The sequence below is a fragment of the Mesorhizobium sp. J8 genome (assembly GCF_016591715.1).
In the GTDB taxonomy this organism is placed as follows: Bacteria; Pseudomonadota; Alphaproteobacteria; order Rhizobiales; family Rhizobiaceae; genus Mesorhizobium.
The window spans coordinates 4,814,731-4,829,164 of record NZ_AP024109.1; the positions used below are offsets into that span (position 1 = coordinate 4,814,731).

13 protein-coding genes are annotated in these 14,434 nt (G+C 60.0%); 4 read left to right on the plus strand and 9 right to left on the minus strand.

The annotated features are described in order from the left end of the window. Window positions 1-91: 91 nt before the first annotated feature. From MJ8_RS23010 to MJ8_RS23020, 3 genes are all read right to left on the minus strand, one after another. A complete protein-coding gene (locus tag MJ8_RS23010) occupies window positions 92-253 on the minus strand; it encodes a hypothetical protein (RefSeq protein WP_201411001.1) in 162 nt (53 codons plus the stop codon). Window positions 254-394: 141 nt separating this feature from the next. After that, window positions 395-961 (minus strand): sigma-70 family RNA polymerase sigma factor, encoded by a 567-nt coding sequence (locus MJ8_RS23015; RefSeq protein WP_201411002.1) that lies wholly within the window; start codon window positions 959-961, stop codon window positions 395-397. A 260-nt stretch (window positions 962-1,221) separates the two neighbouring features. Continuing rightward, entirely contained in the window at window positions 1,222-1,380 is a 159-nt protein-coding gene (locus MJ8_RS23020) for a hypothetical protein (RefSeq protein WP_201411003.1), read from the minus strand. A 499-nt stretch (window positions 1,381-1,879) separates the two neighbouring features. On the opposite strand from MJ8_RS23020, the gene MJ8_RS23025 reads away from it, so the two are divergent. Further along, window positions 1,880-2,953: an ABC transporter ATP-binding protein gene (locus tag MJ8_RS23025; RefSeq protein WP_201411004.1), complete on the plus strand. Its 1,074-nt coding sequence runs from the start codon at window positions 1,880-1,882 to the stop codon at window positions 2,951-2,953. A gap of 161 nt (window positions 2,954-3,114) precedes the next feature. Here MJ8_RS23025 and MJ8_RS23030 read toward each other — a convergent pair whose 3' ends face one another. From MJ8_RS23030 to MJ8_RS23055, 6 genes are all read right to left on the minus strand, one after another. Beyond that, window positions 3,115-3,957, minus strand: coding sequence for a carbohydrate ABC transporter permease (locus MJ8_RS23030; protein ID WP_201411005.1), 843 nt, complete (start codon window positions 3,955-3,957; stop codon window positions 3,115-3,117). Beyond that, window positions 3,954-4,838, minus strand: a complete 885-nt coding sequence (locus tag MJ8_RS23035; protein WP_201411006.1) for a carbohydrate ABC transporter permease — start codon at window positions 4,836-4,838, stop codon at window positions 3,954-3,956. The genes MJ8_RS23030 and MJ8_RS23035 overlap by 4 nt, the downstream gene beginning before the upstream one ends. 58 nt (window positions 4,839-4,896) lie before the next feature. Then, entirely contained in the window at window positions 4,897-6,171 is a 1,275-nt protein-coding gene (locus tag MJ8_RS23040) for an extracellular solute-binding protein (protein WP_201411007.1), read from the minus strand. A 114-nt stretch (window positions 6,172-6,285) separates the two neighbouring features. Then, window positions 6,286-7,791: an alpha-N-arabinofuranosidase gene (locus MJ8_RS23045; protein ID WP_201411008.1), complete on the minus strand. Its 1,506-nt coding sequence runs from the start codon at window positions 7,789-7,791 to the stop codon at window positions 6,286-6,288. A 102-nt stretch (window positions 7,792-7,893) separates the two neighbouring features. Continuing rightward, window positions 7,894-8,820 carry an ArsR/SmtB family transcription factor gene (locus MJ8_RS23050; RefSeq protein ID WP_201415549.1) on the minus strand — a complete coding sequence of 309 codons (927 nt, stop codon included), beginning with the start codon at window positions 8,818-8,820 and terminating at the stop codon, window positions 7,894-7,896. A gap of 1,041 nt (window positions 8,821-9,861) precedes the next feature. Further along, window positions 9,862-10,572, minus strand: a complete 711-nt coding sequence (locus MJ8_RS23055; RefSeq protein WP_201411009.1) for a TetR/AcrR family transcriptional regulator — start codon at window positions 10,570-10,572, stop codon at window positions 9,862-9,864. A gap of 190 nt (window positions 10,573-10,762) precedes the next feature. On the opposite strand from MJ8_RS23055, the gene MJ8_RS23060 reads away from it, so the two are divergent. The 3 genes from MJ8_RS23060 to MJ8_RS23070 all read left to right on the plus strand — a co-directional run bounded on the left by MJ8_RS23060 (window position 10,763) and on the right by MJ8_RS23070 (window position 14,428). Beyond that, window positions 10,763-11,875, plus strand: coding sequence for a sugar ABC transporter substrate-binding protein (locus tag MJ8_RS23060; RefSeq protein ID WP_201411010.1), 1,113 nt, complete (start codon window positions 10,763-10,765; stop codon window positions 11,873-11,875). Window positions 11,876-11,949: 74 nt separating this feature from the next. Next, a complete protein-coding gene (locus MJ8_RS23065) occupies window positions 11,950-12,915 on the plus strand; it encodes an ABC transporter permease (RefSeq protein WP_201411011.1) in 966 nt (321 codons plus the stop codon). A 7-nt stretch (window positions 12,916-12,922) separates the two neighbouring features. Further along, window positions 12,923-14,428 carry a sugar ABC transporter ATP-binding protein gene (locus MJ8_RS23070; RefSeq protein ID WP_201411012.1) on the plus strand — a complete coding sequence of 502 codons (1,506 nt, stop codon included), beginning with the start codon at window positions 12,923-12,925 and terminating at the stop codon, window positions 14,426-14,428. Window positions 14,429-14,434: the final 6 nt, after the last annotated feature.

Here is a 14,434-nt window from a genome sequence, read left to right on the forward strand (position 1 = left end):
TCATCCACATGTTCCGGTAAACAGCGGTGATCCGGGGTTGTTCCGCGCTCGACGCCACGCTTCCAAGACGAGCATCACCACGACAGAGGCGCTAGTCCCCTTCCTCCTGGTAGAGGTGTTCGGCCGCCCGGTCGCTCTCACGCCGCTCCGCCGGTCCCCGGCGGCGACGGGTAATGAGCACGTAGGCGATCGCCAGCAGGAGAATGAGGGGACCGCCCGCGACGACGATGAGCCACAAATCGGAGCCGGACATTGGTCTTCCCTTCCCGGATCGAAGGTGCCCCTCCGACAGAGGGTGTTGCTAGTCATGACGCTAACCGGTGAAGGGCTGGAATGTTCCGGGCGGCGCGGCAACCAATCCGCAGCCTATTGCCGTATCCATCGGCATCATCCGCTAGCGCCGACTTGACGACTGACCAAAAGGCAATGGGACGTTGGTGCAGGAGTCCACGGCCGTGGCTGAAGACGTCTCGCCCAGGTCTTCCAGCAATGACATCCGTGCACGGTTCAGCCGGCTTTTGATGGTACCGATGGCGCAGCCGCAAATGCCCGCGGTCTCCTCGTAACTCACGCCGAGGATGGCGATCAGCACCAAGACCTCGCGCTGCTGGGGAGGCAGTTTGCCTATAGCGGCATGAACCTCCTGGCTACGAATATGCCATTCCTGGTCGCCATAGGTGATCGAACGGGCCGATGCGCAGTCATTCACTGCCGGCGCTTCGCGCGTGTAGACCTTGTGCTTCGTATAGAAGGTATTGCGCATGATCGTGAACAGCCATGACTTGATCCGGGTGCCGGGTTCGAATTGATCGATATGCGCTATCCCCTTGAGCAGGGTCTCCTGCACGAGATCGTCGGCGTCTGTCTTGTCCCTGCAGAAGGTACGCGCGAAAGCCCTCAAAGCCGGGATCAGATCGACGATCGTCGCTTCGTTGTGGAGGGCCGACGAGTAGGAATTCATCGTCCGCAAAATGCCTCCGCAGGGAACCGTTTGGGTGGGATTGCCAGAAGGCTAATGCGCTGGGGGCATGGAGGTTCCTGTCGCCTCAGGATTGTCGTTCATTTCCGGTCGTAATTTCGCGTGTCGTCTTTTGCTCCGGGCAATCGCCGGATCTTCGGTCCAGACCTCGGCCCACGTCCGAAGCCGACCACGAAATGTGCCATTTTGGGGTGACCAGGAGGACGCCGCCGGCACCGCGCGGATACCGAACGGCGATGCGTTCAATGCAGCTTGCCGTCGACGTTCTTGACTTTCAGTTGTGCGGCCGCTTCGAGCTCCCGAGCCAGCTCGGACAGGCGTCGGGGCGTCGGTTCGTCGGCAATGGTCTCGAATGCGGCGGCCAGTTCCTGGAGCGTGTGAACGAACAGGTCATCCAACATTTTGATGCCGTTAGAGAAAAACCCATGGCGCTCGCCTGTGATCCGTCAACAAGCTCCGGGTCGCCAGCAATCCGGAGGCCGGCCTAATCCCGGAATGGACGGAATGTTCCGGTTGCGCAAAGGTGGCCGCGCCTCGGTTGCCGAGGATCCAATCCGACATTGCCGTCAGTTGATCGAGCAGCGAGTTCGAAATCATCTTCGTCCCGATCTCGCGAATTTATTCGGCAACGCTTGCTTAGTTTCCAGAAATCAATCGCAAACCATCGATATATATAAATTATCAAGCAGACCTCGCGTCCGCCACGATGCAGACCGCCGATCAAAGCAAACTACTTGAGGATTTGCCGTCGCGGCACCGCGGTATGACTATTCGGTGGCCATTCTGACACCGGATTTATCGGCGAGCAGAGCGGCAGTCCCATCGCCATTGTGCCGTAGTTCCACATTCCTTGACATCGGGTATTTATCCGAAATTATGCAGGAAAGAAGGATCGCGAGCATGACGGGAATCGCGCTGTCGCGCGTATCAAAGCACTTTGGCGCAGTCGAGGTTATCCGCGACGTGAGTCTGGATATTGAGCCGGGAGAGCTGGTCGTCTTTCTCGGTCCGTCCGGTTCTGGCAAGACAACGCTGCTGCGGATGATCGCCGGCCTCGAAAGCATTGACGAGGGCACGCTGACGATCGACGGGGTGCGCTCGGAAAACCTTGCGCCGGGCAGGCGCAACGTTGCGATGGTCTTCCAGAACTATGCGCTTTACCCACATATGACAGTCGCGGAGAACATGGCCTTTGGGCTAAGGAACATTCGGGTCGCGCCGGATGTCATACGCCGACGGATCGCTGAGGCGGCGCGTATCTTGGAGATCGAAGCGCTGCTCCACCGGCGACCGTCGCAGCTCTCCGGCGGGCAGCGCCAGCGCGTGGCCATCGGGAGGGCGATCGTCAAGGAGCCCAAGGCATTCCTGTTCGACGAGCCGCTCTCCAATCTTGACGCGGCGCTTCGGGCCCGTACACGCGTCGAGCTCGCCGAACTGCATCACCGTTTGAAGGCGACGATGATCTACGTGACCCACGACCAGGTTGAAGCGATGACGCTCGCCGACCGTATCGTGATTCTCAACGATTGCCGGATCGAGCAGATGGGGAGACCCGACGAGGTCTATGCACGTCCGGCGTCGCGATTCGTCGCGACCTTCGTCGGGTCTCCGGCGATGAACATTCTGCCTGTTACGGTTTCGGGCTCGGACGACAGGCTCAATGCGCGCTTGACTGATGGATCGCTCGTCGGACTTCCGGGCGCGCCGGCGAACGTGGATTGGCGCGAACTCGGAGTGCGGCCGGAATCGCTGACTGTCGTCTCCGAAGGCCATGAAATATCCGCAACGGCCACCGTTGTGGAGCGCCTTGGTGAGCGCACACTCATCTATGCGCGGCTTGCGGATGGGACGCAGGTTACGGCACAGGATCGCGCGCTTTCGAGCGTTAAACCAGGCGACGCCGTTCGGCTGAAGTTCGACACCGCTGCCCTGCATCTCTTCGCCGCCGACGGATCGGCTTGGCACGCGCGCTGAGGGGCCTGAACCACCGAGCGGGTCGTACCCTTTTTCATCGCGGTTCGCGTGCGGCCGAGGCTAGAGCGTTTCACCGTTTCACGGAAACGGCTAACCGCTCTATCTCTTTGTTTTTGCGCAATTCCGGACGGAAAACCGATCACACTTTTCCTGGAATTGCTCTAGCCCTTGATACCTGCCGAGAGCGTTATCGCTTCGGTCACCCGGCGCTGGAAGAAGAGGTAGGCTAGCGCCACGGGAAGGCCGGCCAGTACGGCTGCCGACAGCTGGCGCGCGTAGTAGACACCGAAGGCGTCGTTGACCTGTGTGATGCCGACGGTGATGGTCATCATCTCGGTGCGGGTCACCGACAGGAACGGCCACAAGAAGGCGTTCCACGTCCAGATGAAGCAGACGATCGACAGCGCCGTCGTTACCCCCCAGTTCATCGGCATGTAGATTTTGAAGAGGATCCCGAATTCAGACGCATTGTCCATGACCGCGGCCTCGCGGAAGTCTTTCGGGACCTGATCGAAGAACTGCTTGTACACGATGACGATGACGGGGTGGATAAGCTGCGGCAACATGATTCCGGCCCAGCTGTTGATCAGGCCAAGATTGGCGACCAGCACGAAATGATTGATGATAAGCGCTGAAATCGGCACCATGAAGGAGGCGAGGATCAGCCACCATAGCGCGGTCCGCCCCGGGAATCGCAACTGCGAGATCGCGTAGCCGCACAGCATCGAGATGAAGATGGTGATGGCCGTTACGCCGACCGCGACCGCCACCGAATTGATGTACCAGGCACCGATCTGCGTGGTGGTCAGGGCGCTGATGTAGTTCTCCAGCGTCGGCGTCTCGGGCCAGAGTTCGATGTAAGGCCGGACGACCTCGCTGTCCGGCTTGAGCGATGAGATCACACCCCAGTAGAGCGGGAACGCCCAGAGGATGGCCCAGACGAGCGTCAGTGCCGTGATTATCCCGCCCCGGAAGTCCCAGCGTTGCGCAGCCATGACGTTCATCGGCGCCGCCTTTCGGCGAACCGGAGCAGTTGGAATTGCAGGACCGAGACGACGACCACAAGCACGAAAAGGGTAACGGCGACGGCCGCCGCCCTGCCTCCCTGGTTTTGCTGGAAGGCCTTCTGGAAGACATAGTAGACGAGCACCATGTTGTCATTCGGCCGGCCGCCGATCGAGAACAGATAGACCTGGTCGAATATCTTGAGCTGCAGGATGAGTTGGATGGTGAACACCAGAGAGGTGATCGGCCACAGCAGCGGCCAGGTGATACGCCGGAAGGTGGTCCATCGCGTCGAGCTGTCGAGCGCCGCGGCTTCGTAGATCTCCGCCGGTATGGACCGCAGTCCGGCGAGGAAAAGGAGGATCGAGAAGCCTGCGGTCCACCAGATCGTCACCCCGGCCACCGCCGGCAAGAACCAGACGCGCGACTTGAAGACCGGCACGCGCGGGATTCCCAGCCAATCCAACACATGCATCGCGATCCCGAACTGGAAATTCAGCGTCCAGTCCCAGATCAGATAGACCACGGAGACCGGTAGGATGTAGGGCAGGAAGAACAGCGCCAGAACGAGCGCCTGGAACCGGCCCTTGAGTCGCGACACGCCAAGCGCGATCAACAGCGCGATAAGCGTTCCGGGGACGACCGTCATCAGCACGAAGTAAGCGGTGTTCCAGACCGCGCGCCGGAATATCGGGTCGTTGTCGAGCCGCAGGTAGTTGTCGAGACCTACCCACCGACCCGCGCCGATCAGCGGCGCATCGGTGAAGGAGATGCGAAACATCTGGACCGTCGGATACACGAACGCCAGCAAGTAGACCGCCAGGAAGGGAGCGACCAGCACCAGTGCGACCAGACGTTCAGTGCGGAAGTTGCGAAGCATGGCTCTTCCTCAATATAGCTGGGACCGCCTTGGACAGGACGGTCCCAGCCTTTGAGTCCTACATGCTGTTCAGCTCCTCCTTGATGGATTTCACCGCTTCGGCGGGCGCCATCTCTCCATTGAGGGTCGGCACGAAATAGTTGGACATGATGTCGAAGATCGGCCCGGCGACACCGGCTTTGGGCGACTTCGGATCGAAGATCATGTTGGCCGTCAGCGTCGAGTAGGTCGCGTTGGGTTCCATCGCCTTGTATTCGGCCGTCCCGGTGACCGGCTTGTATGCCGGGATGTGGCCCGCCGTAGCCCAGAACAGCGAGTGCTTGTCCATCCATGAGATCACCTCGAGAACCGCGGCACGCTTTTCCGGGCTGATCTCCTTGCCCTTGTTCTTCGGGATTGCGAATGAGTGGCTGTCCGCATAGGTGCATGGCTTGTCGAAGATCACCGGGATTTCGACGGCGCCCCAGTCGAACAGTTTGCCTTGCTTGGCGAGGTCGGTCATCGTGGGAACCTCCCACACACCGTTGATCATCATCGCGGCCTTGCCCGAGGTGAACAGGGCGACGGTTGCGGGATAGTCCGTGTAGGTCGACTGCAGCCCTGCCTTCGTCCATCCTTGCAGAACCGTTAGCGCCTTCTCCAGCTTTTCGGGATTGTCGCCGGCGAGGAACTCGTTGCCCGTCAGAAGCTCGCCGCCTTGCTGGCACACCAGCGAATAAATGGTGCGGTACATGAAGTTGCCGTCGGCGGTGACGCTGCCCAACGGGAACTCGACGCCGGCATCCTTCAACTTCTTGAGTGTCGCGGTAAATTCCTCCTTGTTGCCCATGCCCACGGGACGGCCGTCGCTGCCGAGCACGCCTGCCTTCTTCAGGAGGTCGCGATTGTAGTACAGGACGATTGGATGGGTATCGAGCGGCACTGCGTATTGCTTGCCGTCGACCGTCACGGCATCCATCGTCGTCTGGGCGAAGTCCGAGGCCGAGAGGCCCATCTTGCTCATGTCGTCGGCGGTGATTTCTTCGAGAATGTCCTGGCTCACCGCCAAGGGGATGCGGCTGGCATGATAGGTCATGACGTCTGGCGCCTCACCGACCGCGGCCGAGGTCTGCACCTTCGTGTAGAAGGGCGTGCCCCACTCCAGCGTCGTGGCGTCGATCTTGATCTTGCCGGCGTGAGCGGTGTTGAAGTCGGCGATCATCTGCTTCATGCGCACACCGTCGCCGCCGCCGAGGAAATCCCACCATATGACGGTTTCTTCGGCCTGGGCCGCTGCGGACCAGAACCCTCCGGCCGCAACCACAGCTATGGCCATCATCCTGCGAACGTTCATCTCAGCTTCCTCCCGAGTACGGCGGTTGGACCCGCCTTGAACCTTTCAATGCTACACCAAACCAATCCGCCCGCAACGGATTTTACGGTATATATCTGATAGTCGGATATTGACTCAGAGTGTCACACGCACCATCGAGTACGAGTGTGGCGGCAAGGTCAGCGTCATTCCCTTGCTGCTGAGCGCTGCTCCGTTGCCCTTGACCGGTGCGACGTTGTCCGGCGCGTCTTTCGTGTTGCGGGCCTCGAGATCGTCGTGACGGATGATCGTATGCTCGATGGACTTGGCGGCGAACCGCTCGAGGGCGACGTCGGCCTCTATCGCCTCGGACCCATGCCGGTTGATTGCGAAGAAGGTCAGCGTGCCGGCATTCGAATTATGCACGCCTGCAATGTCGAGCCATGGCACCTTGTCGGCCGCGGCCGCGTCGTAGGTAGGCGCCTCGACCGCGAGCTGCAGCGCGGTCCCGCGGCCGTGCCTGGAGGCCAGCATGAAAGGCCAGTAGATCGTCTGCCGCCAGGCGCTGCCGCCGGGATCGGTCATGATAGGCGCGATAACGTTCACCAGCTGCGCAATGCAGGCGATGCGAACAATATCCGACCGTCGGATGAAGGTGTTGATGATGCAGCCGACCTGCAGCACGTCCTCGAAATTGTAGATGTCTTCCAGAAGCCTGGGCGCTTCCGGCCAGTCCCAGCCGCGCATGCGCTCTGCGTCCTGCCTGCGCTGATGGTACCAGACGTTCCATTCGTCGAAGGAGATCTTCACGTCCCGCTTCGAGCGAGTCTTGGCCTTCACATAGCCGATGATGCCCGCGACCGTGCCGATGTAACGGTCCAGCTTGGCCGGGAGGGCCAGATATTCGGCTGTATTCTTCTCGTAATTCTCGAAATACATATGCAGGGAGATGTAGTCGACCTGCTCGTAGGTTGCTTCCAACACGGTTGCTTCCCACTGCGGATAGGTCGGCATGTTGGAATGCGACGAGCCGCAAACGACCAGCTCCAGCGTGGGATCGAGGCCGCGCAGCGCCTTGGCGGTCTCGTTGGCGAGATGGCCATATTCGCCCGCCGATTTGTGGCCGACCTGCCAGGGGCCGTCCATTTCATTGCCGAGACACCAGAGGCGGCAGTTCCAGGGTTGGGTGCGTCCGTTCTTGGCCCTGAGGTCGGACCAATAGCTGCCACCGGGGTGGTTGACGTATTCAACGAAGGCTCGCGCCTCGTCGAGGCCGCGGGAACCGAGATTGACCGCAAGCATCATCTCGGTGCCGGCCTTGTCGGCCCAGTCGGCGAATTCGTGGATTCCAACCAGGTTCGGCTCCGTGGTGCGCCAGGCAAGATCGAGCCGCCGCGGGCGGTTCTCCTTTGGGCCTATGCCGTCTTCCCAATTGTAGGCGGACACGAAGTTGCCGCCCGGGTAACGGCAGATCGGCGTGTCGAGCGCACGCACCAACTCGATGACGTCCTTGCGCATTCCCTCGGCGTCCGCTTGCGGGTGCCCAGGCTCGTAGATGCCGGTGTAGATCGCCCGGCCAAGATGCTCGAGAAACGAGCCATAAAGACGTTTGTCGATATCCGCGACGGCATAGGCCGCGTTCGCCGTGACTCTGGCCTTCATGATCCCTCCCACTGCGGATTCAATCTGACTTTCCGGTCTATATCCGGATCACGGGTCAGTTAAGGGCGGAGTTCGTCTGCCCGTCAAGGGTCGACTGTGCTCTCAAGCCTTCAGCAGGCGCAGAACGATATCGTTGCTGTAATTACCGAAGCCGCTGCCGAAGATGTTTATGCCGCCGGGATGACGCGCATCTTCCTTCACGCCGATGCGTATGCGGATCGAGCGGTGCCGCTCGAGTTCCAGATCGGCCAGCGAGCATTCGGAAACCTTTTCATCGTTGCGATAGGTGCCGTTGTTTTTGACGCGCCAACATGTGAGGTCGCCATACTGCGATCCCGCCAGCTTCCACCAGTCGGGCGTATGCTTGCCGCGCTTGTCGCCATAGTCGGCCGGCGCCGTCCAGGTATCTATCTCGTGTCCGTTGATCGCGATCGTGATGTCCGATGGCCAATCCTTCGACGTGCCCGGCACCTCGGAGGAAAGCTCCATCGCCAGTTCCAACCCGCCGACCTTGGCGTTGGTAAGCGTCGCATTGTTGGGGAACTGGTATTCGACGAAGCCGCGGGTGAACCACAGCAGCCCGGCCCGCATACGGTCGGGATCGAGAAAGGTGTCGGGCACATCGAGAAGTCCGATGACGCCGTCCTTCGAACACAGACCGCAGGGAGCGGAAACTTCCCACCTTGTATAGAGTCCAAGCGGCATCGCCACTTCTATGACGCCGGGGTCCTGCGCCGGGGTGCGGTCTTTGAAGACGACGACCAGTTCGGAGAAGGTCGAATAGCAGACCTTCTGGCTTCCCTTGCGCGCTTTCTGTGATTTGGTTTCGATCAAACCGACATCGACGAGAACCTGGATGTTTGCGGAAATCGTCGACTGCGGAAGACCCAGTTCTTCGGCCACTTGATTGACGTTTCTTGGCCCCTTGCGGTGCAGCAGATCGAGAATCCGGACCCGCACCTCGCTCGCGAGGCTCTTCAACAAGTCAAGCCGCTCAAGCGGATCGACAACCATGATTTCATTCGACATATGGCCCCACACTCGTCGGACGAGGTTATGTATCAGCAGATCAGATACAAATAAAGACGGTGGCGTTATGAAGCGAACCCGCTAGAGTAATTCCAGGAAAAGTGTGAGCGGCTTTCCGCCCGGAATTGCGTAAAAACAAGGAGATAGAGCATTTCACCGTTTCCGTGAAACGGTGAAATGATCTAGCTGGCATATCTTTCGTAGCCCCTTCGCGGTTCCGCAGTTGACCAGCACGGCCCCGCGGCGGCGTTGCCCCCGCGGGGCCGCCGGGCCGGATATAGGCGGGGTTGTGTGCGCCAAATTTTGCAGAAAGGGCGGTCAATGAAGCCGGTCACGCGGCTTGGCGCTGAGCGAGCTTCTTGTGCTCGCTCCGCTGGCCGCTCGCCCTTCGAGGCGCCGAGCGCTTCGTCCATCGATTACCTACCGCATCACTGCACGGATCACTTCGCGCAGCCCGTCCGAGTTCGATAGCAAAATGCCTTTGACGGCGGCGCTGGCGGCCTTACTCAGTCTTGGTCATGGTGACTTCCCTTCCGGGGAATCGGTGACGTTGAACACAGCCTGCCATGGCCGCGCTGTCTCAGCGAATTTGCAGAATTCCCAGCACACCCGCCAAGCCGCCTTGTAGTTCGGGCTGGGGCGTGATCCAAAAAATTCGAAAGGCTCCGGGACGCCAGTCGATCGCGAATTGTAGAACGCTCGAACGCCACAATGGGGCGGCAAGCGGACTGGCGACTACTGGCGTGAAGCCTCAATCAGCAGACATTCAATCAGTGCAAGCGGCACTTTGCCATGGCTCAATGCTGCTTTGCAAAGCTTACGGAGTCCCCGCTATTCCGCAGGCGGTTGCTACCGAATAGCGGAGCTCCATATATTTTGGCGGCCGCTTGACGCGGTGGACGGGGACGCTCGCATCCCTAGCCTCTCACCGTCAGGCACTAAGCCAGGATAGCTATGCCGCCTCTTCGACCAGCACTCTAGAGGGCGGAACACCACTCTAGAGGGCGGAACACTTGGACGCCGTGGCGGTTGCAGTCAGCGCTAAGTACTGACAAGCCTTACAATGGTATCAATATTGAATTCCAAGCGCTGATCGAGGGCACCCTTGTCCATCAGATCGCGCTCGAAAATGATTGATCCTGTAAAACGATTAGTCAGGTAGTAGTATCCTATCGCAGCGATCGTAATATTTAATTGAACTGGATCGATCCCCGCACGAAAATCCCCGCTTCTCACACCTCTTTCAAGGATGCTCTCCACCATCGCGACAAATTTTCGACTCGCCGTCTTGATCAGCTCTGACTTCTTCACGTGTTTGGCTTGATGAAGATTTTCGCTGTTGACCAAGGTGATAAATTCCGGGTTTTTCAAGTAATATTGCCAAGTGAATCTGACCAGCCGTTCCAAAGCATCCCTAGGTTCCAGATCGTCAAGATGAAGCTTCTGTTCAGCACTACGGATGTCCAGATAAGCGTTCTCGATCACCGCTTGGAAAAGGCCGTCTTTGCTCCCGAAATAATGATAAATCATACGTTTGTTGGATTTGGCTTTCGCTGCAATAACATCAACGCGGGCGCCGCCGAGCCCATTCTTGGCGAAATCGCTCTTTGCTGCTTCCAGGATGCGAAGCTTGGTCGCTTCGGCATCCCGAAGCCGCTTCTTCTTGGCGACATTGCCTGATTTTTCGGACGTGGCGTCCACTTTGGCCGCTCCCTTGATTCCAGTTCCAGCGTACAGGCGATGATCGGTCATACGCTGAAAGTCATTTCAATTGCCCAAGAAGTCAACAGGCCGCGCATTGCGCCGCCGCTTGACTCTCGCACGTTCAGGAAGTAACTAGATGGTGCATTAAGTGGCTAAGGGGCGGTTCGGACGGCCAGGCTCCTCAAGGTTGCTCAATAGGTGACCCGCCTTTGCGGGTCGTTGCCAAATGGGAGGAAGCATGTCGACTTTCATCAAGGATTACATCGAGCGCGAGACCATCAACCGGCGCAATTTCCTGCTAGCCACGGCCGCCGGCATGGGGGCGATGGCCGTACCATTCGCCTTCGGCGGCGGCGCTGCCCGCGCGGCGATCAATGACCCGGCCATCGCATGGTCCTATCGCGACCGCGCTTCGGCCTACTGGAACTCAATCGTGTCGGGTGGCGAGGCGTTCGTGGAATCCCTCGGCAAGCCCAAGGAGTCCCTCGTCTCGCTGATCAATGAGGGTTCTTCGGAAAAGTCGCTAGCCGACATCAAGGCGTTTCTGGCCAAGACCAACGGCAAATGCGCGATCGCCTGCGACGCCAACGACAGCCCGAATGCCCGTCCCGTGGTCGAAGCGGTACGGGATGCCGGCGCCTACATTTCCACGATCTGGAACAAGACTGACGACCTGCATCCGTGGGATATCGGCGACAATTACGTCTCGCACATGACCTGGTCGGACGAGAAGCCCGCCGAACAGACGGCGCGCATCCTGTTCGAGGCCATGGGCGGCAAGGGCGGCGTCGTGCACCTGGGAGGTATTGCCGCCAACAATCCGGCCATCGAGCGCCTAAACGGCCTAAAGAACGCCCTCAAGGATTTCCCCAACATCGAGCTTCTCGACGCCCAGCCCGCCGATTGGGACACGACCAAGGGTACGGAACTGATGGCGTCTTTCCTGACGCGCTTCGGTGACAAGATCAAAGGCGTTCACTGCGCCAACGACAACATCGCCTATGGCGTTATCGAGGCATTGCGCGCCGAGGGCATCGAGGACATGCCGATCGTCGCCTATGACGGGAACCCCGAGGCGGTGAAGCTGGTGATGGACGGGAAGCTTCTGGCGACCGTCTTCACCAATCCTCACTGGGGTGGCGGCATCACCGCGGCGCTCGCCTATTATGCCGCGACCGGCGCCTTCAAGCCCTCCGAGGAGCCGAAAGAGCATCGCGAATTCTACGGTCCGACGGTCCTTGTCACGAACAAGGATGCCGCAGACTTCAAGGCCAAATATCTCGATTCAGTCCCCGCCTACAATTGGAAGGATTTCTGGGGGCCGAGCAACGGGCAGATCAAGTACAAGTAACAAGAAGCTCGATCGGGTGGCCCGGAAACGGGCCGCTTCCCACTATGACGGCACGCTTGGACGGGAGGCCGAAGTTGCCACGCATCCTCACGCGAGAGAACGCGATCCGCTGGGCACCCTTTTTGGTGCTTCTCGCGCTCATAGTCCTGTTCACGGCTCTGAACCCTTCGTTCCTGTCGCAGCGCAACTTCGCGCGCATCGCGATCGCGGCGGCGCCCGCGCTTATGGTGGCGGTCGGCGTGACCTTCATCATCGTGATGGGTTCCATCGACCTGTCCATGGAGGGTGTCGTTTCCCTGACGGCCGTCCTGTTCTGCTTCCTGATGCTGGCGCTCGGCGGAACGCTCGCGTCCGGCGGCTGGATCGCAATCCCGGTCATTCTCACCGTCGGGGCCGCGATCGGCCTGGTAAACGGTCTCATTCATGTCAAGCTGAAGATACCATCCTTCATGGCGAGCCTCGCGCTCGGCTTCGTCGGCACCGGCGCCGCGATTCTCCTGACCGGCGGCGATATCGTCAAATTCAACGATCCGACGTTCCGCGCCCTTCTGACCTGGCGCATTTTCGGATTTCCCCTGATGGTCTATGTCGCGGGCCTGTGTCTCGTCCTTGCCTGGTTCATCCAGGCCCATACCCGCCTCGGGCGGTATTTCTACGCGGTTGGAGGCGGCGAGGACCTTGCCCATGCCTCGGGTGTGCAGGTGCAGCGGGTACGGATGGCCGGGTTCGCGCTTGCCGGCCTCTTCTACGCGATCGCGGCGATCCTGCAGGTGGCGAAGCTCGGTCAGGCGGAATCGGTCACCGGATCCAACTTCATGTTCATGTCGATCACGTCGGTCGTGGTCGGCGGTGTGGCGCTCTGGGGCGGCATCGGCGGGGTATGGAACACCCTGGTCGGCGTCCTCATCGTCGCCGTGATCAACAACGGCATGGTGGTCATCGGCCTGCCCGATTTCCTGCAGGCCGCCGTTCTTGGGCTGCTCGTCATCATCGCAGTCATCCTGTCGACGGACCGGCGCTCGGTCGCGTTCGTCAAGTGAGGGCGCCATGTATGAATTGAGAGCGGTCGAAAAGAAGTTTCCGGGCGTCAGGGCGCTCAAATCCGTCGACTTTTCCATCAGCCGCGGCGAGATCGTTGGGCTGGTGGGCGAGAATGGCGCCGGCAAGTCCACGCTCATGAAGGTGATCTACGGCGCCTACCAGCCCGATGGCGGCGAAATCCTCATCGACGGCAAGCCGGTGCGCTTCAGCGGCCCCCGCGATGCGATGGAGCGGGGCATCGGCATGGTGTTCCAGGAGCAATCGCTGATCACCAACCTGTCGGTTATGGAGAACATCTTCCTGGGCTATGAAGACCAGTTTTCGCGCTTCGGGGTGATCAACTGGAAGGCGATGGCCAAAGCTGCCAGGAAACAGCTCGCCAAGGTCAAGCTCGATATCGATCCGCGCACCGTCACCTCAAGCCTTTCCTTCGCCCAACGCCAGCTTGTGGAACTGGCCAAGGTGCTGACGCTGGAGGAACGGGTTCAGGGTCACCTGGTCGTCCTGCTCGACGAGCCGACCTCGGTGCTGGCCGAGGAAGAGGTGAAGCTGCTGTTCAAGCTCGTGCGGGAGCTGACGACGCGCGCTTCATTCATCTTCGTGTCCCATCGCATGGACGAAGTGATGGAGCTCTCCGACCGGATCTACGTGATGAAGGATGGCCAGGTGGTCGATGTCGTCTCGCGCGGCGCAGCGACGCCGGAGGCGATCCAGCACAAGATGGTCGGCCGCCACGTGGATAAGGAATATTATCGCGAACAGCGGCAAAAGCCCTACGACGCGGCGAAGCCGCTGGTCGAGCTGTCGGGCGTGGATCTACCGGGACGGGTTCACGATATCTCGCTGACGCTGCATGCCGGCGAGGTTTTGTGCTTGGTCGGCACCGAGGGCTCCGGCCGCGAAGCGATCCTTCGAACAATTTACGGCATGCGCACGCCCACCAAGGGCACCCTGAAGATCAAGGGCGAGACCGTCTCCAGGCTGACCGCCCAGGGAGCGGTGGAGCGCGGCGTCGGCTATGTGCCGCGCGAGCGCAAGATCGAAGGCATCGTGGCCGGCATGAATGTCTACGAGAACATGACGCTTTCGCAAATGCCGCACTACGCGCGGATGGGCTGGCTCGACGTGGCCGACGAGCGTGCCCTTGCCCGCAAATGGATCGGCAAGCTCGCCATAAAGGCAAGCTCCGAATATGCCGACTGCGGCAACCTTTCAGGCGGCAACCAGCAGAAGGTCGTGCTTGCCAAATGGCGGTCGGGCGGCTCCGACATCATGCTGCTCGATCATCCAACCCGCGGCCTGGACATCGGCGCCAAGGAGGATGTGTACGACATGATCAGGGAAATGTGCGACGACGGGGTCGGCGTCGTCCTGGTCGCCGACACGCTTGAAGAGGCGATCGGCCTCTCCCACACAATCGTCGTTATCAAGGACGGCGAGATTCAGAAGCGCTTCGACTGCGTTCCCGGCTCCAAGCCGACGCTCTACGATCTTCTGCACTACATGATCTGAGAAGCC